Raw genomic sequence first — 21,010 nt, forward strand, 5'->3', positions numbered from 1 at the left:
GTGCGAGCACCAGCGCCAGCAGCGTGCCCAGGCCGGCACTCAGCGTATCGGAGTGATCGATGCCCGCGGGCACCTGCGCAAAGATCGTGGTCTCGCGGTCGGTGGCGTGGTTCTCGCGGTCGTCGGCCTCGAACTGGCTCATTTCCCCGAGTGCGCGCACCCGCAGCATGGGCTCGTCCTCGATGCCGTCGCAGCAGAAGTGGGCGGCGATGAAGGGCTGCAGGAACACCAGCAGGATGCCCGCGAGGCACCACGCGCGGTGGTGCGCTTCGGCGAATCGGCGGATGCGTGCGAGCAGCATGCGCGGATGCTAGAAGCCTTGCGTGAACGGAACCTGATCGGCCGGGGCCCGCGAACCATCGCGGATAATCCCGGCGCGTTCGGACGCTTCCGAACCGCATCAGGTCAGCCACGCCGCGCCGAAGCCAACCTGCCCCAGGGACTTCGACCAACCTATTTCAGGACTTCGGCGGGCTGTGTTCGAGCGTTATTACCGCGAATTGCTGGGCTTTCTTTCCCGCAAGGTGTCCGATCGCAGCATTGCGGCCGACATGACGCAGGAAAGCTATGCGCGCGTCTATGCGGCGCAGGCTTCGGGCTCGACCATCGGCGATCCGCGCGCGCTGCTCTACCAGACCGCGCGCAACCTCGTGATCGATCACCAGCGCCACGGCAGGGTGCGCGCCGGCGTGGAGTTGCCGCCCGCGCAGCTCGAACCCGTCGAAGCACCGGGCCCGCGAAGCTGGGAACCCGAAACCGCGCTGGCCTCGCGCCAGGGCCTGTTGGCGCTGGTCTCGGTCATCGACAATCTGCCGCCGCGTTGTCGCGAAGCCTTCATGCTCAACCGCTTCGACGGCCTGAGCTATGCCCAGGTCGCCGCGCGGATGGGCATTTCGGTCAAGATGGTGGAGCAGCACCTCAAGCATGCGCTCGATGCCTGCGAGCGCTGCCGCAACCTGTCCGCGGGCGGCGACGGCAACGCCGCCGCCGCGCCGCGCAGGAAGCTCCACCGCTCGCGGCTCGAGTGAGAAAACCGTATCGCTGTCCGACCTAGGGTATTCGACCGCCCGCACGTCTACCTCGACGAGAACCAACGCCCCATGAGCCACCCATCGATCCAGCCAGCCGATGCCGCGCGCCTGCGCGAGCAAGCGCTGGACTGGTTTGTCCGCCGCCGCGACGAAGCCTTCGGCGCGCGCGAGGAACAGGCCTTCCAGGACTGGCTCGCGGCCGATCCGCTGCACCGCGAGGCCTTCGAACGCTGGGGCGGCGAATGGCAGGCCTTCGATGCGATCCCGCAGGACATGCGAAGCCTGCTGCAGCGCAACCTGGCCTACGACCGCGCCATGGAGGCCGCCAGCCCCGCCGGGACACCCGCCATGCCGGCCATGCCCTCGCGGCGCCGCGTGCTGGTGCCCGCCGTCGCGGTGGCGGCCGTCGTGGCCGTGGCCGGCACGGGGCTGCTCGCCTGGAACCACTGGGAAGCCCAGCCGGTGTTCGTGCAGGCCATGGCCACCCGCCGCGGCCAGCAGCTCGACGTGCCGCTGCCCGACGGCAGCCGCCTGCGGCTCGACACCGCGACCCGGCTGGAGATCAGCTACTACCGCCAGCGCCGCGAGGTCCGGCTGCTCGAGGGCCAGGCGGCCTTCTCCGTGCAGGGCGATCCCGCGCGGCCCTTCCACGTGCTGGCCGGACCGCTGCGCATCACCGTCGTGGGCACGCGCTTCTTCGTGCGTCACACGCCCGACATCGCCGGCAGCGAAGGCGTGCACGTGGCCGTCGAGGAGGGCCGGGTGCGCGTCGGGCAGGCAGCGCGCGGCGCGGGCACCGAGGCGGACCTGCTGCTGTCGCCCGGGCAGCAGGTCTCGAGCAATGCGCAAGGTGCGCTGTCGGCCGTCTCGCCGGTCTCCAGCGCCGGCCTCGCGCCCTGGCGCGATCACCGCGTCCGCTTCGACAACCAGCGCCTGGACCGCGCGCTGGCCGAGCTGGCGCGCTATGGCGATCCGCGGCTCGTGATCGCGGACCCCGCCGTCGCGGCCCTGCCGATCACCGGCGTGTTCGATCCGCGCGACATGGCGACCTTCCGGCGCGTGCTGCCGGCTTCGCTGCCCGTGCGCTTGAAAGAGACCGAGGGCGGCGCCGCGGAAGTGGTGCTGGCCCGATAGAAGGGTCGCGCGGTCGCGCGCATCGATTTTTTTCGCGGGCCCGACCTGGGGTATCCGGAAGCTCGCCCGTCTCCACGGCTGACTGCCATCCGTTTCATCTCTGGAGAACCCCTCATGTCCCGCTTTCCGTTGCGCCCCGCGCCGCTGGCCATTGCCTGCGCGCTGGTCTTCGCCGTCGCACCGCTGCACGCCCAGACCGCCGGCATCGATCTCTCGGCCAGCGCCGTGCGCTTCGACATCGCCGCCAAGCCGCTGGGCCAGGCCCTCGGCGACTGGGCGCTGCAGACGCGCATGCAGCTGATCGTCCAGCCCGCGCTGGTGCGCGACAAGATGGCGCCGGCCGTCTCGGGCGCCCTGAGCCCGAGGCAGGCGCTGGACCGGCTGCTGGCCGGCAGCGGCCTCGCGGCCCGCGTCGACGGCACGGCGGTGATCGTGCAGGAGTCGACGGCCCCGGCACCGGGCGCGACGCTGCCCCCGGTGACCGTCAACGCGCAGGAAGAGACCGTGACCGGGCCGGTGCGCGGCTACGTGGCGCTGCGTAGCGCGAGCGCCACCAAGACCGACACGCCGATCATCGAGACGCCGCAGTCGATCTCCGTGGTCACGGCCGAGCGCATGGATGCCATCGGCGCGCGGACGCTGGGCACGGCGCTGGGCTACACGCCCGGCGTGACCTCGGCCTACAGCGCCGACAGCCGCTTCGACTGGATCTCGCTGCGCGGCTTCACCAACTACACGCCCGGCAATTACCTGGACGGCATGCCGCTGCGCAACATGAACACCTGGGGCCTGTGGCGGACCGACAACTACGGCCTGGAGCGGGTCGAGGTCCTGCGCGGCCCGGCATCGGTGCTGTTCGGCCAGGGCAGCCCGGGCGGCATCATCAACCAGACCAGCAAGCGGCCGACCGCCCAGCCGCTGCGCGAGATGCAGCTGCAGATCGGCGACCACGGCCGGCGCCAGGTGGCCGGCGATTTCTCGGGCCCGCTCGACGACGAGGGCAAGTGGCTCTATCGCATCACCGGCGTCGCGCGCGACGCCAAGCTGCCGATCGATGCCAAGGAGAAGGACGACCGGCTCTACCTCGCGCCCTCGCTGACCTGGAAGCCTTCCGCCGACACCAGCCTCACACTGCTGTCCCAGTTCCTGCGCGACCGCTCGGGCGTGGTCTACAACGCGGCGCCGGTCCAGGGAACGCTGCTGCCCAACCCGAACGGCAGGATCCGCGCCTCGACCTTCCTGGGCGAGCCCGGCTTCGATCGCTTCGACCAGAACCAGTGGATGGTCGGCTACCAGTTCGAGCACCGCTTCAGCGACACCTGGACCGTGCGCCAGAACCTGCGCTACGGCCGCCTGCGCACCGACCTGCAGCAGACCTGGCCCGGCGCCGGATACCGCAGCGTCGATCCCGACAACGCCGACAGCCCGGCCAATTTCCGGCAGTTCGACCGCGTCGTGTTCGCGAGCAAGGAGAAGGCGAAGCAGTTCGTGGTCGACAACCAGGCCCAGGCCCGGTTCCAGCTCGGCGCCACGCAGCACACCGCGCTGGTCGGCCTCGAATACCAGCGCTCGCGCTACGACCAGATCAGCCGCTACGGCGGCAGCTTCGCGCCCATCGACGTGTTCGCGCCCGTCTACGGCGGCCCGGTGCAGGTGCCCGACCCGTACATTTCCAGCGACGGCACGCTGGCCCAGACCGGCCTCTACCTGCAGGACCAGATCAGGTTCGCGCAGCACTGGGTGGCGACGATCGGCGGGCGCTACGACAGCGCCGAAACCGAATCGACCGACCGCCTCGCCGACAGCGTCACGCGCATCCGCAGCCACAAGTTCACCAAGCGCGCGGGGCTGGTCTACCTGGCGCCCAGCGGCTGGGCGCCCTACCTGAGCTACTCCGAATCGTTCACGCCGGTGCTCACGATCAACCCCGACACCCGGCGTCCCTTCGATCCCGAGACCGGCCGGCAGTACGAAGCGGGCCTGCGCTACCAGCCGCCGGGCACCAAGGACAGCTACAGCGCGGCGGTCTTCGACCTGCGGCGCAGGAACTACCTCTCGTACTACCCCGACTTCCAGCCGCGGCAGACGGGCGAAGTGCTGTCGCGCGGCCTGGAACTCGAGGCGCTGTTCCAGCCGATCCCGAAGATGAACGTGTCGCTGAGCTACACCTGGATCCCGCAGTACAAGACCATCGCCAGCAGCAACCCCAGGGACATCGGCACCCAGCCCAACGCGGTCGCCAGGCAGCGCGCCGCGCTGTGGGTCGACTACCGCTTCGCCAACGGCGTCAAGGCGGGCCTCGGCGTGCGCTACTCGGGTTCGACCCGCGGCGAAGGCAGTGCCGCGCCGGCCAAGGTGCCGGCCTACACCCTGTTCGACGCCATGGTCGGCTATGACTTCGAGCGCTGGAGCCTGGCGCTCAACCTGCGCAACCTGACCAACAAGGCCTACTTCGGCGGCTGCGACGCGAACTTCTGCTCCTATGGCGACCTGCGGCAGGTGAGCGCCACGGCGACCTATCGCTGGTAGCTGCGCCGCGTCTTCATGGACAGCGAATGAGAGGAGGGCGACCGGCCCGGCGGTATAGCTGATATGGCGCTTCGTACATGGCCTTCGCGCGCCATCGTCCCGATACTTCGCGCACTTCGCGGCGGCACCCTGGTCGCGAAGCAAGCGTGGCCCTTCGAAGCCACTCCGCCTGATTCCAGGAATTCCAGAAAGAGACAATCCATGAAGCTGTTGGGCCTTGCGCTGAGCGCCTTGCTCGTCCTCACCGTCGGAACCCGCGCCCATGCGGGAACCACCTTCGACGCAGTCAAGAAACGGGGCCTGGTGCAGTGCGGCGTGTCGACCAATCTGCCGGGCTTCGCCTTCACCGACAGCAAGGGCGAGTGGCAGGGCATCGACGTCGACACCTGCCGCGCGATCGCCGCGGCGATGTTCGGCGACGCGACCAAGTTCCGCGTGGTGCCGCTCACGACGCAGGCGCGCTTCACCGCGCTGCAGTCCGGCGAGATCGACGTGCTGACGCGCAACACCACCCAGACGCTGACGCGCGACACCACGCTCGGGCTGATCGGCGTGGGCGTCAACTACTACGACAGCCAGGGGATCATGGTGACGAAGGACTCGAACGTCACCAGTGCGAAGAAGCTCGCGGGCGCCACCATCTGCGTGCTGCCGGGCACCACCACCGAACTCAACCTGGCCGACTGGTTCCGCGGGCTGAAGATGGAGTTCAAGCCGGTGCTGCTCGACACGGTGGACGAGATCAAGCGCGCCTTCATGTCGGGGCGCTGCGACGGCATCACGCTCGACAAGTCGCAGCTGGCGCTGGCGCGCATCAACCTGGGCAGCACCGACAAGTACGTGATCCTGCCCGAGCCGCTGTCGAAGGAACCGCTCGGGCCGATGGTGCGCCAGGGCGACGAGGCCTGGTTCAACGTCGTGCGCTGGTCGCTCAACGCGATGCTCGAGGCCGAGGAGTACGGCCTGAGCTCGAAGAACGTCGACGAGGCGCTGAAGAATCCGGCGCCGCACATCCAGCGCATCCTCGGCACCGTGCCCGGCATGGGCAAGGCGCTGGGCGTGGACGACAAGTGGGCCTACCGGATCATCAAGCAGGTCGGCAACTACGGCGAGGTCTTCGACCGCAGCGTCGGCGCGGGCAGCCCGATGAAGCTCGATCGCGGCCTCAATGCGCTCTACACCAAGGGCGGCCTGATGTACGGCTGGCCGATCCGCTGATTCGTTCCTGAACGAGAGAGGCCGTGCCGGCGGGCAACCGCCGGCACGGCCGTACCCGAAGCGAATCGAGGATTTCCCATGGATGAAGAAAACACGGGCGCCATGCCCCCACGGCCGCGCGCGCGCCTGTCGTGGAGCGACCCCGGCCTGCGCGCGCTGGTCTACCAGGTCGTCGTGGTCGCGCTGGTGGCGCTGACCGCCTGGTACCTGGTGTCGAACACGCTGCACAACCTGGCGGCACGCAACATCTCGACCGGCTTCGCCTTCCTCGACCGCGAGGCGGGCTTCGCGATCGGCGAGACGCCGATCGACTACACGCCGGCCGATACCTATCGCCGCGCCATCGTCGTCGGCCTGCTCAACACGCTGCGCGTCTCGCTCATCGCGCTCGTGCTGGCCACCGTGCTCGGCACCCTGGTCGGCGTGGCACGGCTGTCGGGCAACTGGCTGGTGTCGCGGCTGGCCGCGGCCTACGTGGAATGCGTGCGCAACGTGCCGCTGCTGCTGCAGCTGCTGCTCTGGTATGCGCTGATCTCCGAGAGCATGCCGGGGCCGCGCGCCGCGCACCATCCGCTGCCGGGCGTGTACCTGTCGAACCGCGGGCTGCTGATGCCGGCACTGCTCGGCGACTCGCTCGCATGGATGGTCGGCGCGCTGGCCATGGCAGGCGCGGGCACCTTCTTCCTCGCGCGCTGGAGCAGGAGACGGCAGGCGCTGACCGGCCATCCGATGGCGCTCGCGCCCTGGGCGGCGGTGCTGTTCGCCGGCCTGCCCGTGCTGGCCTGGGCCCTGAGCGGCGCGCAGCTGTCGATGGAGGTCCCGCACCCGAGCGGCTTCGGCTTCGCCGGCGGATGGAACCTCTCGCCCGAGCTGTTCGCGCTGCTGGTCGGGCTCGTGAGCTACACGGCGGCCTTCATCGCCGAGATCGTGCGCTCGGGCGTGCAGTCGGTGAACCGCGGGCAGTGGGAGGCGGCCGAATCGCTGGGCCTGCGGCGCGGTCGTTCGCTGCGGCTGGTGGTGCTGCCCCAGGCGCTGCGGGTGATGGTGCCGCCGGCCACGAGCCAGTACCTCAACCTCGTCAAGCACAGCTCGCTGGCCGTGGCCATCGGCTATCCCGACCTCGTCTCCGTGGTGAACACGACCCTGAACCAGACCGGCCAGGCCATCGAGGGCATCCTGATCATCATGGCCGCCTTCATGACGGTGAGCCTGTGCATCTCGCTCGCCATGAATGCCTACAACCGGCGCATCGCGCTCGTCGAGCGTTGACATGAATCCCACTTCCCTGACCGGCGGCACGACCGCCACCCCGCGCGCGCCCGAGCGCGTCCTGCGTGCCTGGCCATGGATCCGCGAGCGCCTGTTCCAGTCGCCCGCGGGCATCCTCGGCACCCTGCTGTGCCTGTGGCTGCTGCTCATGACCGTGCCGCCGCTGGTCGACTGGCTCCTCGTGAAGGCCACCTTCTCGTCGCCGACCGCGCAGGGCTGCCGGAACGCGCCCGGCGGCGCCTGCTGGGCCTTCATCGCCGAGAAGCACCGGCTGATCCTGTTCGGCACCTATCCCTACGACGAGCAATGGCGGCCGCTGCTTGCGACCCTCGCGCTGATCGGCACGCTGGTCTACAGCGCCGCGCGGCGCACGTGGGACCTGAGGCTCACCATGCTCTGGACCGGCGTGCTCGCGCTCGTCGCGGTCCTGATGTGGGGCGGCCTGTTCGGCCTGAGCTACGTGGAGAACGTGCGCTGGGGCGGCCTGCCGCTGACGCTGATCCTCTCGACCTTCGGCATCGCCTTCGCGTTCCCGCTTGGCGTGGTGCTCTCGCTCGGGCGCCGCTCGAGAATGCCGGCCATCAAGGCGCTGTGCGTGGGCTACATCGAACTGATACGCGGCGTGCCGCTGATCAGCATCCTGTTCATGTCCTCGGTGATGCTGCCGCTGTTCCTGCCCGAGGGCATGAGCATCGACAAGCTGCTGCGCGCGCAACTGGCCATCGTGCTGTTCGCCGCGGCCTACATCGCCGAGGTGGTGCGCGGCGGCCTGCAGTCGATCCCCAAGGGCCAGTACGAGGGCGCCGAGTCCATCGGCCTGTCGTATGCGCAGCAGATGCGGCGCGTGGTGCTGCCGCAGGCGCTGAAGGTCGTGATACCGCCGCTGGTCAGCACCTTCATCGCACTGTTCAAGGACACCTCGCTGGTCGTGATCATCGGCATCTTCGACCTCACGCAGGCCGCGAAGGCCGCGCTGGCCGATCCGGCCTGGGGCGGCTTCGGCGTGGAGGCCTACCTGTTCATCGGCGCGATCTATTTCGTCTTCTGCTTCTCGCTCTCCAAGTACAGCCGGTCGCTCGAGCGCTCGCTCGCCACCGGCCATACCAGCGACAACGCCGGCAAATAACGCAGGCAAGCAAGGCCGCCATGACCCCAACAAGAACGAAGGACTCCGCCGTGACCGAACCGATCATCCAGATGCAAGCCGTCAACAAGTGGTACGGGCAGTTCCACGTGCTGCGCGACATCCACCTCGACGTGGCGCGCGGCGAGCGCATCGTCGTCTGCGGCCCGTCGGGCTCGGGCAAGTCGACGCTGATCCGCTGCATCAACCGCCTCGAGCAGCACCAGAGCGGCCGCATCGTCATCGACCGCACCGAGCTGAGCAACGACCTGCGCCACATCGAGACCATTCGCCGCGACGTGGGCATGGTGTTCCAGCACTTCAACCTGTTCCCGCACCTGACGGTGATGGAGAACCTCACGCTCGGCCCGGTCTGGGTGCTGAAGAAGCCGATGGCCGAGGCCCGCGCGACCGCCATGAAGTACCTCGAGCGCGTGCGCATTCCCGAGCAGGCCGGCAAGTTCCCGGGCCAGCTCTCGGGCGGCCAGCAGCAGCGCGTGGCGATCGCGCGCTCGCTGTGCATGGGCCCGAAGGTCATGCTGTTCGACGAGCCCACCTCGGCGCTCGATCCCGAGATGGTCAAGGAGGTGCTCGACGTGATGATCGGCCTGGCGCAGGAAAGCGGCATGACGATGCTGTGCGTGACGCACGAGATGGGCTTCGCGCGCAAGGTCGCCGACCGCGTGATCTTCATGGACCGCGGCGAGATCGTCGAGCAGGGCGCGCCCGAGCGCTTCTTCGCCGATCCGCAGACCGAGCGCGCGCGGCTCTTCCTGAGCCAGATCGTGCATTGACCCGAGCGCCACCGATTCCCAACCACCAGGAGCACAGATGCCATCGAACGAAGCCGCCCACGCGGCGGGATTCCAGACCCGGACCATCCACGCGGGCCACGAGGCCGATGCCTTCGGCGCCGTCTCGCCGCCGATCTACCTGACCTCGACCTATGCCTTCGAATCGACCGCCGACGCGGCCGCCGTGTTCTCGGGCGAGAGCGAGAAGTACGTGTACGGCCGCCAGCACAACCCCACGCAGGCGCTGCTCGAGCGTCGGCTGGCCGACCTCGAGGGCGCCGAGGCGGGCCTGGTCACCGGCTCCGGCATGGGCGCCATCAGCGCCACGCTGCTGACCCTGCTGTCGGCCGGCGACGAGCTCATTGCGCATCACACGGCCTATTCGACCGTGGGCCTGCTGCTGGCCGACGGCCTGCCGCGCTTCGGCATCCGCGTGCGGCGCGTCGATTTCTCCGATCCGCGCCATCTCGAGCAGGCGCTGTCGGACAAGACCAAGATCGTGTACTTCGAATCGCCGGTCAACCCGACCGGCGAGGTGCTCGACATCCGGGCGCTGGCCGACATCGCCCGCCGGCATGGCGCCAGGGTGGTGGTCGACTCGACCTTCGCGTCGCCGGCCCTGCAGCGGCCCATGGACCATGGCGCCGACCTCGTGGTGCATTCGCTGACCAAGTACATCAACGGCCATGGCGACCTGCTCGGCGGCGTGGTGCTGGGCGACGCCGCCACCGTCCACAAGATCCGCAAGGCCGGGCTGCGCTACCTGACCGGCGCCACGCTGTCGCCGATGCTCTGCTTCCTGGTGCTGCGCGGCCTCAAGACCCTGACGCTGCGCATGCGCCAGCACGGCGAGAGCGCATTGAAGATCGCGCAGATGCTCGCTGCACATCCGGCGGTGGAGGTGGTGCGCTATCCCTTCCTGGCCGACAACGCGGGCCATGCGATCGCGCAGCGCCAGATGAAGCACGGCAGCGGCATGCTCTCCTTCGACCTCAAGTCGGGCGAGCAGGGCGCGATCCGCATGATCGACCGGCTGCGGCTGATCTCGCGCGCGATCAGCCTCGGCGACACCGAGACGCTGATCACGCATCCGGGCGCGCTGATCCGCGCCAACCAGCAGGTGGAGCCGGGCGCGCGGCTCAGCGAGGGCGTGACCATGAAGCTGGTGCGCCTCTCGGTGGGGCTGGAAGACGTGGACGATCTGATCGCCGACCTGAAGCAGGCGCTCGAGGCGCTGTAGCGCACCGTCGCGGCGCACGCGGCCGTGCATCCGGGCCCGTCACGGGTCGCGCATGAAGGGCCGCAGCCGCATAGCTGCTATCTCGCGCGATGCATGGCTCGCGCGCCGGCCGCGAGGCGCGCCGGCGGCCCGCGTCCATTCGGCGGGAGGCCTCCAGCGCGGGGCCGGGCTAGCTCCATTCCAACGACCGTCCCGAAGGCCTGCCCGCCGCCGAAGCAGGACCCAAAGTTTCCTTCTGGCATGAACGGTGCTCCGTTCCTCCGCAGGCCACAACGCCTTCCTTTCCCTCTGACGCATAGCTGTTATTCAACGGAAAACGCTCGTTTCCAGGTTTGACACAAAGTGTCATATGGGACATATTCATCACACGTTCCGAGGTATCCACATGCGAATCTCTCCCTTGCTCAAGTCCCTGGTCTGTGCGGCACTCGTCGCGACCACTGCTGCTTCGATGGCCACGGAGGCCTGGCCCACGCGGCCCGTGCGCCTGGTGGTCGGCTTCCCGCCGGGCGGGCCGACCGACATCGTGGCGCGCATCGTCGGCCAGTCGCTGTCGAAGGAGCTGGGGCAGCCGGTGATCATCGAGAACCGCGGCGGCGCGGGCGGCACCGTGGCCGCCGCCTACGTCGCGAAGCAGAAGCCCGACGGCGACACGCTGATGCTCACGGCCGAGTCGGTGCAGACCCGCGCGGCGGCCGTGTTCCGCAAGCTGCCCTACGACCCCGTGGCCGACTTCGAGCCCATCGGCAAGTTCGCGAAGCAGCGCGTGCTGATGGTGGTGAACCCCGCGCTGGCCGCCAAGGACGTGAAGGAGTTCGTCGCCTATGCCAAGGCCCATCCCGGCGAACTCAACTACAGCGCGACCTACAGCGCGTCCTCGCATTTCGGCGGCGCGCTGTTCGGCGTGCTCAACGGCGTCGACCTCACGCTGGTGAACTACCCGGGCGGCGGCCAGCCCATCACCGACCTGATGGCGGGCGTGGTGCAGGTCGGCTTCTTCACCGAGTCCACCGTGGCGCAGCAGGTGCAGGCCGGCAAACTGCGCGCCCTGGCCATCGCGGCCGACGAGCGCTCGGCGCTGTTCCCGCAACTGCCCACGCTGCAGCAGGCCGGCGCCGCGCGCATGGACATCTCGCCCTGGTTCGGCCTCGTGGCGCCCGCGAAGACGCCGCCCGAGATCATCGCCAAGGCCTCGGCCGCGCTGACCCGCGCGATCGCGAGCGAGGACTTCGAGAAGCGCCTCGCGCCGATCGGCGCGGTGGCCATCAAGGGCTCGACGCCCGCGTCCTTCGCGGCCGACATCAAGAAGGAAATCGACTACTGGAAGAAGTTCGTGAAGGACTCCAACTTCCCGATCGTCGATTGAGACGGAAGGCGCTGACCATGAGCTTCTTCGACGAACTGGACAGCGGCCTCACGGCACGCGAGCTGGCGCTGGTGCGCGACACCGAGCGCTTCTGCACCGAGGTGCTCGCGCCACGGCTCGTGCAGGCGCGTTCGCGCGGCGAGCCCTGCGAACGCACGGTGATCGCCCAATGGGCCGCGCTGGGCATGCTCGGGCTGCAGGTGCCGGAGGAGGGCGGCGGCTTCGGTGCCTCCTTCCTCTGCAAGGTCCGCGTCGCGCAGACCATGGCGGGCCACGGCTTCGCCGCGGCCTTCTGCCTCAACAACATGCAGGGCATGGCGACGCGGCTGTGGCGCCACGGCTCGGCGGTGCAGAAGGAACGCCTGCTGCCGGGGCTGCTGGCCGGCAGCCTGATCGGCGCGCCCGCGATGTCGGAACCCACGGCCGGCAGCGACCTCACGCAACTGCGTTCGCAGGCCGTGCGCACCGAGGGCGGCTGGCTGCTCGACGGCAGCAAGGCCTGGGTCAGCAACGGCGCTATCGCCAACCTGCTGATGGTGCTCGCGCGCACCACCGCGGCCGACGGATCGCAGGCGATCGCGGGCTTCCTGGTCGAGCCCGAGGCCGGCAAGGCCTTCGCCGCGACGCCGCACGAGCTGCCGGGCGCGATGGAGTTCAGGCTCGCCGAGATCCGCTTCGAACGGCACTTCGTTCCCGACTGGGCGCTGATCCATGCCCCCGGCGAGGCCTTCCGCGCCTCGATGGAAGCCATCAACGCGGCGCGCGTGCACGTGGCGGCCATGTGCACGGGCTCGCTGCATGCGGCGCTGTGCACGGCCGTCGCGTACTGTGGCCGGCGCACCGCGTTCGGCCAACCGCTGCTCGCACACCAGGGATTGCAATGGGCACTCGCGGAGGTCGCGGCCCATCTCGAGGCCGCCAATGCGCTCGTGGTGAAGGCGGCGCGGCGCATCGATGCCGGCACCTGCAGCCCCGAGCTTGCGGCCAGCGCCAAGAAGATCGCGGTCCAGACCGCCACCGAGGGCATCGAGCAATGCATCCGCGCGATGGGCGCCGTGGGCGCCACCGCGCCGAGCGGCCTGGTCGCGCTCGCCTCCGAAGTGCGGCTCGCGGCCTTCGCCGACGGCAGCACCGAGATGCTCAACGACCGCATCGGCCGCGGGCTGGCCGCGGCCTATCCCTCGGCGCCTGCCCAGGGTGAGGAACAAGGAACGAAGCAACCATGAGCCTGCGACATGTGGTCGTCGACAGCGCCGCGCAGTCCCTCGAGGGCCTGCGCGATGGCGCCACGCTGCTGGTCGGCGGTTTCGGCGGTGCCGGCCTGCCGCGCGCCATCATCCAGGCCGTGCTGGCGCTGGGCGTGCGCGAACTCACCGTGATCTCCAACAACGCGGGCGCCGATGCCGACGACCTGTCGCTCTGGTTCACGGCCGGCATCGTGCGCAAGATCGTCTGCTCGTACCCGCGCAGCGCCAAGGCCTTCGCCGTGGCCTACCGCGCCGGCACGGTCGAGCTCGAGCTGGTGCCGCAGGGCACGCTGATCGAGCGCATCCGCTGCGGCGGCGCCGGCATCGGCGGCTTCTATTCGCCGGTGGGCATCGGCACCGTGCTGACCGAGGGCAAGCGCGTGGAGCGCATCGACGGGCGCGACTACGTGCTCGAGAAGCCGCTGCGCGCCGACTTCGCGCTGCTCAAGGGCAGGCAGGCCGACACCATGGGCAACATCGTCTACAACAAGACGGCGCGCAACTACTCGCCGGTGATGGCCACCGCGGCCGACACGGTGGTGTTCGAGGTCGACGAGATCGTGCCGGTCGGCGGCCTCGATCCCGAATGCATCGTGACGCCCTGCATCTTCGTCGACCGCGTCTTCCTGGGAGATCGGTCATGAACAGACTCACGCGCGAACAACTGGCCGCGCTGGCGGCCTCGCAGCTGCCGCCGCGCAGCTTCGTCAACCTCGGCATCGGCTTCCCGACGCTGGTGTCGGACCACATCACCGCGGCCTCGGGCGTGGTCACGCACAGCGAGAACGGCATCCTGCATATCGGGCCGCGGCCGGCGCCGGGCGCGGAAGACCGCGACCTGATCAACGCGGGCAAGACACCCGTCACCATCCTGCCGGGCGGCTCCTACTTCGACACCGGGCTGTCGTTCGCGATGATGCGCGGCGGCCATCTCGACATCGCCATCCTCGGCGCCTACCAGGTCAGCGCGCGCGGCGACATCGCCAACTGGAGCATGGGCCTCGACGGCTCGGCGCCGCCGGCCGTGGGCGGCGCGATGGACCTGGCCGTGGGCGCGAAGTCGATCTGGGTGCTGATGGAACACCAGACGAAGGAGGGCGCTTCGCGCATCGTCGAGGCCTGCACCTTTCCGCTGACCGCCGTGGGCGTGGTGCGGCGCATCTTCACCGACCTGGCCGTGATCGAGGTCGAGCCCGACGGGCTGGTGGTGAGCCGCATGGTCGACGGCCTCTCGTTCGAACGGCTGCAGGCGTTGACCGCCGCGCCGCTGCGCCCGGCCGCGGCCCTCGCCGCATGAACGCACGACGAATTCCCATAGAAGCCGAGTCCCCCATGCCATTCCGCGTCGCCGACCTCCTTGCCGACAGCCTCGCCCTTCACGGCGTGCAGCGCGCCTTCAGCGTGCCGGGCGAGAGCTTTCTTCCCTTGCTCGACGCGCTGTACGGCCGCGAGGACTTCGATCTCGTGACCTGCCGCCACGAAGGCTCCGCCAGCCTCGCGGCAGCGGCCGATGCGCGGCTGACGGGCACGCCGGGCGTGGTGATGGTGAGCCGGGGACCGGGCCTCGCGAACGCCACCATCGGCATCCACGTGGCCTCGCAGGAGGCGCTGCCGCTGGTGGTGCTGGTCGGGCAGGTCGACCTGCCGAACCTGGGGCGCGACGCGGTGCAGGAGATCGACGCCGCGCGCCTGTTCGGGCCGATGGCGAAGTGGACCGCCCGCATCCACCTCGCGTCGCAGGCCGCGGAGACCCTGGCGCGCGCCTTCTCGACCGCGGCCAGCGGCACGCCGGGCCCGGTGGTCGTCGAGCTGCCCGAGGACCTGCTGGCCCTGGAGATCCCCGAATGCGCCGCCACGCGCTTCGGCGTCGCGCGGCCCGAGCCGTCGATGCAGGCGATGGAAGACGCCGCCGCGCTGCTCGCGCGGGCCGAGCGGCCGGTGCTCATCGTCGGCGGCGAAGCCTGCGCCGATGGCGCCTTCAGGCAGGCGCTGGTCGCGCTCAGCGAGGCCTGGCAGCTGCCGGTCGCGGTCACGAACAAGAACCAGGACCTCTTTCCCAACACGCATCCGCACTGGCTCGGGCAGCTGGGCTTCTTTCCCTCCGCCGTCCACACGGCGCTGTTCGCGCAGGCCGACGTCGTCGTGGGCATCGGCACGCGGCTCGGCGATGTGTCGACGCAGGGCTTCACGGTTCCGCGCCAGTCGCCCGACGCGCAGAAGCTGCTGCATGTGTACCCCGATGCCGGCGCGATCGGCCGCCACTTCACAACCACGCTCGGCGTGGTGTCGACCGCGCGCGCCTTCGTGGACGCGCTGCTGCGCATGACGCCGCCGTCCATCGACCGCAGCGAATGGCTGCGCGCGGGCCTGCATGCGCGCGAGGCCGCGCACGGCTGGAACGAAGCCCGCGTGCCCGCGCAGGACGTGCTGGGCCATGTGATCAATGCCGTGCGCGGCGCGATGCGCGACGACACGATCCTCACGACCGACTCGGGCAACTTCGCCGCCTGGGTGCATCGCGCGCTGCGGCTCGGGTCGTCGAACCGCCTGCTCGGCTCGGCCTGCGGTGCCATGGGCATGGGCGTGCCCGCGGGCCTGGCTGCGGGCCTGCGCCATCCGCGGCGGCAGGTGATCGCCTTCTGCGGCGACGGCGGCTTCCTCATGAGCGGCAACGAGCTCGCGACCGCGGTGGACCGCGGCATCGACCTGAAGATCGTCGTCGCCAACAACGCCTCGTATGGAACGATCCGCTCGTTCCAGGAGCGCGCCTATCCGGGCCGCGTCAGCGGCACCGACCTGCGCAACCCCGATTTCGCCGCGCTCGCCCGGGCCTTCGGCGCCTCGGGCCATGTGGTGCGGCATGCGGACGAGGCCGCGCAAGTCATGGCCGAGGCATTGGCCGTGCGCGGCCCGGCCGTGATCGAGGTGCGCTGCGCCACCCACTATGCGCTGGCCGACTCGCTGCGGTCGGCCCTTTGAAGAAGAACCCAAGGAATCCCATGTTCAACGCGATCCACCTGACCCAGCAGGACGGCAAGACATTGGCCGCCGTGAAAGCCCTCGAGGCCTCGGCGCTGCCCGAGGGCGACGTCACGGTCGACGTCGAGTTTTCGAGCCTCAACTACAAGGACGCACTCGCCATCACCGGCCGCGGCCCGATCGTGCGCCAGTGGCCGATGGTGCCCGGCATCGACTTCGCGGGCACGGTCGGCGAGAGCACCTCGCCCGAGTTCAAGGCCGGCGACCAGGTGATCCTCACGGGCTGGGGCGTGGGCGAAGGCCATTGGGGCGGGCTGGCGCAGAAGGCGAGGGTGCCGGCCGCCTGGCTGGTGGCGATGCCGGCGGGCCTCACGAGCCGCCATGCGATGGCCATCGGCACCGCGGGCCTGACGGCCATGCTGTGCGTGCTCGCGATCGAGCGCGACATCACGCCGCAGGCCGGCGAGGTGCTGGTGACCGGCGCCAATGGCGGCGTGGGCAGCTTCGCGGTCAGCCTGCTGGCCAGGCGCGGCTTCCGGGTCGTGGCCGCCACGGGTCGCCCGCAGGAGGCCGCGCGGCTGAAGGCACTGGGCGCGCACGAGGTGATCGGCCGCGAGCCGCTGTCCGCGCCGGGCAAACCGCTGCAGAAGGAGCGCTGGGCCGCGGTGGTCGACTGCGTGGGCAGCCATACGCTGGCCAATGCCTGCGCCGCCACGAAGTACGGCGGCGTGGTCGCGGCCTGCGGGCTGGCGCAGGGCATGGACTTCCCGTCCACCGTCGCGCCCTTCATCCTGCGCGGCGTGACGCTCGTGGGCATCGACAGCGTGAAGGCCGAACTGCCCCGGCGCCTGGAAGCCTGGACCCAGTTGCAGCGCACGCTGGGCGCGGACGAAACGCTCGCGATGACCGCGACCATCGGCCTGGCGCAGGCGATTCCCGCCGCGCAGGACCTGATCGACGGCAAGGTCGCCGGGCGGCTGATCGTGGACGTGAACGCCTGAACGACACCCCGTGGACTCCCTCGACCGCCAGCTGCGGTACTTCCTCAAGATCGCGAGCCTGAAGTCGCTCTCGCGCGCCGCGGAGGCGCTGGACCAAACCCAGCCCGGCCTGAGCCGCCAGCTGGCGACGCTGGAGAGCTGCCTCGGCCAGCCGCTGTTCGTGCGCAACGGGCGCGGCGTGGAGCTGACGGAAGCCGGCCGCGGCCTGAAGGAGAAGACCGAGGCCGCCTACCGCAGCATCGATGCCGCGGTCGACTGCGTGCGCAAGCACGACGGCGTGTCGCAGGGCACGGTGCGGGTGGCGGCGGTCCATACCCTGAGCTACTACCTGCTCGGCGAGATCGTGGCGCGCTTCTCGGCCGAATGCAGCGATGTCGCGCTGTCGCTGATGTGCCGCAGTTCGTCGGACGCGGCCGAGCTGGTGGAGAACGGCAAGGCCGACATCGGCCTGGTCTACGACACGGCCGTCGCCTCGCAGACACTGGAAACGCGGCCGCTGTTCGACGACGAGATGTGCCTGATCGCCACGCGCGACAGTGCCCATGGCGAGACCATCGACCTCACGGAGGAGCGGCCGCGGCTGGTGGCTTTTCCGGCCCACTATGCGCTCGGCAAGATGGTGCGCCAGGGCAGCTTGAAGCTGCCGATCGTCGCCGAGGCCGAGACCGTCGACACCCTGGTCAAGCTGGTCGCCGCGGGCATGGGCGCCTGCATCCTGCCGACCCGCATGCCCGACAAGCTGCTGCAGGACAACGACCTGCGCAAGGTCCGCATCGAACGGCCGCTGATGCGCCGCCGCGTGGTCGTGATCACGCGCGCGGGCAAGCCGCAATCGCCGCTGGTCCAGCGGCTGGTCGACATGGTGCTGGCGGCCGTGCATTGAGCGCCGCGCCTCTTCCTTTCCACCCCACACTTTCTCTCCATCGAACCATGACCCCAGAACTCCGCAGCAAGGAATACTTCGACGAGCGCGCCACCCGCGAGATGGCGCAGCACCTGGCGGGCGCGCCGCGCACCATGAAAGAGACGCTGGCCTATGCCTGCCGCATCCTCGCGATGACCGGCCAGGAGGCCGGGCTCGCGGGCCAGATCAGCGCGCGCTCGGAACGCCCCGGCGCCTACTGGACCTTGCGCTTCGGCCTCGGCTTCGACGAGGCCACGCCCGAGGACTTCATCGAGGTCGACCAGGACCTGAACACCCTGACCGGCACCGGCATGGCCAACCCCGCCACGCGCTTCCACCTGTGGGTGTATCGCGCGCGGCCCGATGTCCAGTCGATCATCCACACCCACTCGCCCTGGGCCTCGGCGCTCGCGGCCGCGCGCCAGCCGCTGGTGATCTCGCAGATGGACATGACGCCGCTGCACGAGGACTGCGCCTTCCTCGGCGAATGGCCGGGCGTTCCGATCGCCGACCAGGAGGGCGTGATCATCTCGGGCGCGCTCGGCAGCAAGCGCGCCATCGTGCTCGCGCACCATGGCTACCTCACGGCCGGCCAGACCATCGAGGAGGCGACCTATCTGTCGGTCTACCTCGAGCGCGCCGCGCGCATGCAGATCCGCGCCCAGGCCTTCGGCCCGCTGACGCCGGTGGACGACGTGCTCGCGCGCGAGGCGCACGACTACCTGCTCAAGCCCTCGATCGTCAACGCCACCTTCGACTACTGGTGCCGGCAGACCCGTGGCGCCCCGGCGCCGCTCGACTGCTGAGCCGCCGGGCCCCGCTGCGCCGACGCTAAGATCGACCGCATGGACACCACAGACACATGGCGCTGAATCTCAAGTTCCTGCGGGTGCAGAGCGGGTTGACGCTCGAGCAATTGGCCAGCGACTCCGGACTCACGCGCAGCTACCTGTCGAAGGTGGAGCGCGGCATCTCCAAGCCGTCCATCGAATCGGCGCTGAAGATCGCGAGCGCGCTGGGCGTCACGGTCGAGAACCTGTTCGGCCGCTCCACCGTGGCCGATGCCGTGTCCATCGTGCGTGCGCCCGCGCCGTCGGAAGAAGAGGCCCGCACCTACATGTCGCTGGTCGCCGGCGTCAGCCAGGGCCGGCTGATGCGCGCCTTCGTGCTGCGTCCCGGCGAGCGCGCGGGCGGCCACAGCAAGATCATGAGCCACCACGACGGCGAGGAGATCCTCTACGTGCTGACGGGCCGCATCGAGCTGCAGATCGGCAACCGCAAGGAGATGCTCAACGTGGGCGACTGCGTGCAGTTCGACTCCACCATCGCGCACAAGCTGCGTTCGGCCGATGGGGAGGATGCGTCGGTGCTGGTCGTGATCGTCGCGAAGTAGCGGCGGCCTCGCCTACTTTTTCGCCACGGACTTCCGCGCCCCGCCGCCCGCGCCCAGCGCGGCGGCAATGGCGACGATGCGCTCGACCATCGGATCCTGCGTCCGCGCGCTCCATGCGACCGCGATGGTCACGACGTCGACCTGTTCCTTCAAGGGCTTGATCGCCACCCGCTCGCCGCCGAGCTCCTGCAGCCCCAGCGGCACCAGCGCGATGCCCTGACTGCAGCCGACCATGGCGATCTGCGAGGTGACCGAGCGCGATTCGTGCAGGATGCGCGGCGTGAAGCCGTGCGCGCGGCAGGCCGCGACGATGCCGTCGAAGAAACTCGGGCTCACCGCGCGCGGGAACATGATGAATTCCTCGTCCGCCAGCTCGCGCAGCGCGATGGTCTTGCGCGCGGCCAACCGGTGCCACGCGGGCAGGGCGACGCCGAGGCGCTCGGTGCGCAGCGGCCGCGCCTGCACCCCTTGCCCCGCGTCGCCCTCGATGCGCGCGAAGGCCACGTCGATCACGCCCTCGTCGAGCGCGAGCAGCGCCTCGGCGCTGTCGATCTCGATCACCGAGATGCTCGCGTCCGGCACCTCGGCCTTCAGCTGCTCGATCACCGCGGGCAGGGGACTGGCCATGGCCGTGGTGATGGCGCCGATGGTGAGCATGCGCCCGCGGCCGCGCAGCGCCTCCTGCACCGAGACCTCCACGCGGTCCATCTGGAACACCAGCTTCTTCACGGCCGGCAGGATGGCCGCGCCCTCGGCCGTGAGCTGCACGCCCTTGCTCGAGCGCTCGAAGAGCCGGACCTTGAGCGCGGCCTCCAGCACCTGGATCTGCTCGGTCAGCGGCGGCTGCGACATGCCGAGCCGCGCCGCGGCGCGCCGGAAGTGCAGTTCCTCGGCGACCACCGAGAAAAGGTAGAGATGGCGGAGCAGGCGGAAGTTGATCATCGATAGGCCAAGCGTATCAAGTTCTTCCTTTCTTGCGAATGGACGTATCGCACCCGGCCCCGGAACATCGGCTTTCCCTTGCACCCGTGAACGCCATGACGGACCCGATCGCCTCCCTCGGCGCCACCAGCCCCTGAAAGACCATGACCACCGACGCCCAACGACTCTCCCGCCTCGCCGACCTGGACACCAACACCGTGTCCGACGCGCTGGACTTCCTCGAACTGCCCGGCGCCACGGTGGGCCTGCGTCCGCTGTGGCGGTGCCCGCAGATCGTCGGCCGCGCCTCCACCATCCAGCTGGCGCCCAAGCAGGCCAGCGGCGGCCCGACGGTGCATCCCATCACCAGCGTGATCGCCGAAAGCCGCGGCGACGACCGGATCCTCGTGATCGCCGGCGGCATCGAGGGCGTCTCGTGCTGGGGCGACATCGTCGCCAATGCCGCCACCATGAAGCACATCCGCGGCACGGTGATCGACGGCTTCAGCCGCGACATCGAGGGCAGCGAGGCCATCGGCTACCCGGTGTACGGCCGCGGCGTGACCATGGTCAGTGCCCGCAACCGCCTGGTGCAGACGGGCTCGGGCGCGCCCGTGAAGGTCGCGGGCGTCGAGGTCGCACAGGACGACTTCGTGATCGCCGATCGCTGCGGCTGCGTGTTCGTGCCGGCTGCGCGCATCGACGAGATCCTCGACATCGCGGAGCGCACCGCCGCGAAGCAGGCCGGCATGGTGTCGCGGATCCGCGCCGGCCAGTCGGTGGCCGAGGCCATGCACGACAGGCACTTCGCGGCGGTGATGGAAGAGCGCCAGCCCGCCGAGGCGCGATAGACCGATCCGC

20 protein-coding genes are annotated in these 21,010 nt (G+C 69.8%); 18 read left to right on the plus strand and 2 right to left on the minus strand.

The genetic code is table 11. The features are described 5' to 3' along the window. Positions 1 to 301: hypothetical protein (locus AC27VN_RS01500; protein ID WP_490875358.1), on the minus strand; the 301-nt coding region annotated here is incomplete at its 3' end. Between the two features lie 175 nt (positions 302 to 476). Here AC27VN_RS01500 and AC27VN_RS01505 point away from each other — a divergent pair. The 17 genes from AC27VN_RS01505 (at position 477) to AC27VN_RS01585 (ending at position 19,228) form a co-directional block, all read left to right on the plus strand. Continuing rightward, entirely contained in the window at positions 477 to 1,028 is a 552-nt protein-coding gene (locus AC27VN_RS01505; RefSeq protein ID WP_490875359.1) for an RNA polymerase sigma factor, read from the plus strand. A 72-nt stretch (positions 1,029 to 1,100) separates the two neighbouring features. Then, the gene (locus AC27VN_RS01510; protein WP_490875360.1) at positions 1,101 to 2,165 is read left to right on the plus strand and encodes a FecR family protein; all 1,065 of its coding nucleotides are present in this window, start codon (positions 1,101 to 1,103) and stop codon (positions 2,163 to 2,165) included. Positions 2,166 to 2,279: 114 nt separating this feature from the next. Further along, positions 2,280 to 4,694, plus strand: a complete 2,415-nt coding sequence (locus AC27VN_RS01515; protein ID WP_490875361.1) for a TonB-dependent siderophore receptor — start codon at positions 2,280 to 2,282, stop codon at positions 4,692 to 4,694. A gap of 201 nt (positions 4,695 to 4,895) precedes the next feature. Then, positions 4,896 to 5,912: an amino acid ABC transporter substrate-binding protein gene (locus tag AC27VN_RS01520; RefSeq protein ID WP_490875362.1), complete on the plus strand. Its 1,017-nt coding sequence runs from the start codon at positions 4,896 to 4,898 to the stop codon at positions 5,910 to 5,912. A gap of 78 nt (positions 5,913 to 5,990) precedes the next feature. After that, positions 5,991 to 7,181, plus strand: coding sequence for an amino acid ABC transporter permease (locus AC27VN_RS01525; protein WP_490875363.1), 1,191 nt, complete (start codon positions 5,991 to 5,993; stop codon positions 7,179 to 7,181). A gap of 1 nt (position 7,182) precedes the next feature. Further along, on the plus strand, positions 7,183 to 8,307 hold the full coding sequence (locus AC27VN_RS01530; protein ID WP_490875364.1) for an amino acid ABC transporter permease: 1,125 nt from the start codon (positions 7,183 to 7,185) through the stop codon (positions 8,305 to 8,307). 50 nt (positions 8,308 to 8,357) lie between these two features. Further along, on the plus strand, positions 8,358 to 9,098 hold the full coding sequence (locus AC27VN_RS01535) for an amino acid ABC transporter ATP-binding protein (RefSeq protein WP_093349853.1): 741 nt from the start codon (positions 8,358 to 8,360) through the stop codon (positions 9,096 to 9,098). A 37-nt stretch (positions 9,099 to 9,135) separates the two neighbouring features. After that, complete coding sequence (locus AC27VN_RS01540) at positions 9,136 to 10,338, plus strand: trans-sulfuration enzyme family protein (protein ID WP_490875365.1); 1,203 nt, start codon at positions 9,136 to 9,138, stop codon at positions 10,336 to 10,338. A gap of 385 nt (positions 10,339 to 10,723) precedes the next feature. Next, on the plus strand, positions 10,724 to 11,704 hold the full coding sequence (locus AC27VN_RS01545) for a Bug family tripartite tricarboxylate transporter substrate binding protein (RefSeq protein ID WP_490875366.1): 981 nt from the start codon (positions 10,724 to 10,726) through the stop codon (positions 11,702 to 11,704). A gap of 17 nt (positions 11,705 to 11,721) precedes the next feature. Further along, the gene (locus AC27VN_RS01550) at positions 11,722 to 12,930 is read left to right on the plus strand and encodes an acyl-CoA dehydrogenase family protein (RefSeq protein WP_490875367.1); all 1,209 of its coding nucleotides are present in this window, start codon (positions 11,722 to 11,724) and stop codon (positions 12,928 to 12,930) included. Further along, complete coding sequence (locus tag AC27VN_RS01555) at positions 12,927 to 13,595, plus strand: 3-oxoacid CoA-transferase subunit A (protein ID WP_490875368.1); 669 nt, start codon at positions 12,927 to 12,929, stop codon at positions 13,593 to 13,595. The genes AC27VN_RS01550 and AC27VN_RS01555 overlap by 4 nt, the downstream gene beginning before the upstream one ends. After that, the gene (locus tag AC27VN_RS01560) at positions 13,592 to 14,248 is read left to right on the plus strand and encodes a 3-oxoacid CoA-transferase subunit B (protein ID WP_490875369.1); all 657 of its coding nucleotides are present in this window, start codon (positions 13,592 to 13,594) and stop codon (positions 14,246 to 14,248) included. The genes AC27VN_RS01555 and AC27VN_RS01560 overlap by 4 nt, the downstream gene beginning before the upstream one ends. 35 nt (positions 14,249 to 14,283) lie before the next feature. Next, positions 14,284 to 15,930, plus strand: coding sequence for a thiamine pyrophosphate-dependent enzyme (locus AC27VN_RS01565; protein ID WP_490875370.1), 1,647 nt, complete (start codon positions 14,284 to 14,286; stop codon positions 15,928 to 15,930). 20 nt (positions 15,931 to 15,950) lie between these two features. Next, entirely contained in the window at positions 15,951 to 16,931 is a 981-nt protein-coding gene (acuI, locus tag AC27VN_RS01570; protein WP_490875371.1) for an acrylyl-CoA reductase (NADPH), read from the plus strand. Between the two features lie 10 nt (positions 16,932 to 16,941). After that, the gene (locus AC27VN_RS01575) at positions 16,942 to 17,814 is read left to right on the plus strand and encodes a LysR family transcriptional regulator (protein ID WP_490875372.1); all 873 of its coding nucleotides are present in this window, start codon (positions 16,942 to 16,944) and stop codon (positions 17,812 to 17,814) included. Positions 17,815 to 17,861: 47 nt separating this feature from the next. Beyond that, positions 17,862 to 18,641: an aldolase gene (locus tag AC27VN_RS01580; RefSeq protein ID WP_490875373.1), complete on the plus strand. Its 780-nt coding sequence runs from the start codon at positions 17,862 to 17,864 to the stop codon at positions 18,639 to 18,641. Positions 18,642 to 18,697: 56 nt separating this feature from the next. Beyond that, the gene (locus AC27VN_RS01585) at positions 18,698 to 19,228 is read left to right on the plus strand and encodes a helix-turn-helix domain-containing protein (protein ID WP_296782247.1); all 531 of its coding nucleotides are present in this window, start codon (positions 18,698 to 18,700) and stop codon (positions 19,226 to 19,228) included. 12 nt (positions 19,229 to 19,240) lie between these two features. Here AC27VN_RS01585 and AC27VN_RS01590 read toward each other — a convergent pair whose 3' ends face one another. Then, positions 19,241 to 20,170 carry a LysR family transcriptional regulator gene (locus tag AC27VN_RS01590; protein ID WP_398491567.1) on the minus strand — a complete coding sequence of 310 codons (930 nt, stop codon included), beginning with the start codon at positions 20,168 to 20,170 and terminating at the stop codon, positions 19,241 to 19,243. A gap of 143 nt (positions 20,171 to 20,313) precedes the next feature. On the opposite strand from AC27VN_RS01590, the gene AC27VN_RS01595 reads away from it, so the two are divergent. Continuing rightward, positions 20,314 to 21,000, plus strand: a complete 687-nt coding sequence (locus tag AC27VN_RS01595) for an RraA family protein (RefSeq protein WP_490875374.1) — start codon at positions 20,314 to 20,316, stop codon at positions 20,998 to 21,000. Positions 21,001 to 21,010 lie beyond the last annotated feature (10 nt).

This window comes from Variovorax sp. 20P10.2.4, assembly GCF_058244205.1.

Coding starts and splice junctions, on each gene's coding strand:
- AC27VN_RS01560 (WP_490875369.1), top strand. CDS start 13,592: ATGAACAGACTCACGCGCGAACAACTGGCCGCGCTGGCGGCCTCGCAG.
- AC27VN_RS01555 (WP_490875368.1), top strand. CDS start 12,927: ATGAGCCTGCGACATGTGGTCGTCGACAGCGCCGCGCAGTCCCTCGAG.
- AC27VN_RS01550 (WP_490875367.1), top strand. CDS start 11,722: ATGAGCTTCTTCGACGAACTGGACAGCGGCCTCACGGCACGCGAGCTG.
- AC27VN_RS01540 (WP_490875365.1), top strand. CDS start 9,136: ATGCCATCGAACGAAGCCGCCCACGCGGCGGGATTCCAGACCCGGACC.
- AC27VN_RS01530 (WP_490875364.1), top strand. CDS start 7,183: ATGAATCCCACTTCCCTGACCGGCGGCACGACCGCCACCCCGCGCGCG.
- AC27VN_RS01520 (WP_490875362.1), top strand. CDS start 4,896: ATGAAGCTGTTGGGCCTTGCGCTGAGCGCCTTGCTCGTCCTCACCGTC.
- AC27VN_RS01590 (WP_398491567.1), bottom strand. CDS start 20,170: ATGATCAACTTCCGCCTGCTCCGCCATCTCTACCTTTTCTCGGTGGTC.
- AC27VN_RS01580 (WP_490875373.1), top strand. CDS start 17,862: ATGACCCCAGAACTCCGCAGCAAGGAATACTTCGACGAGCGCGCCACC.
- AC27VN_RS01525 (WP_490875363.1), top strand. CDS start 5,991: ATGGATGAAGAAAACACGGGCGCCATGCCCCCACGGCCGCGCGCGCGC.
- AC27VN_RS01595 (WP_490875374.1), top strand. CDS start 20,314: ATGACCACCGACGCCCAACGACTCTCCCGCCTCGCCGACCTGGACACC.
- AC27VN_RS01510 (WP_490875360.1), top strand. CDS start 1,101: ATGAGCCACCCATCGATCCAGCCAGCCGATGCCGCGCGCCTGCGCGAG.
- AC27VN_RS01545 (WP_490875366.1), top strand. CDS start 10,724: ATGCGAATCTCTCCCTTGCTCAAGTCCCTGGTCTGTGCGGCACTCGTC.
- AC27VN_RS01565 (WP_490875370.1), top strand. CDS start 14,284: ATGCCATTCCGCGTCGCCGACCTCCTTGCCGACAGCCTCGCCCTTCAC.
- acuI (WP_490875371.1), top strand. CDS start 15,951: ATGTTCAACGCGATCCACCTGACCCAGCAGGACGGCAAGACATTGGCC.
- AC27VN_RS01585 (WP_296782247.1), top strand. CDS start 18,698: ATGGCGCTGAATCTCAAGTTCCTGCGGGTGCAGAGCGGGTTGACGCTC.
- AC27VN_RS01515 (WP_490875361.1), top strand. CDS start 2,280: ATGTCCCGCTTTCCGTTGCGCCCCGCGCCGCTGGCCATTGCCTGCGCG.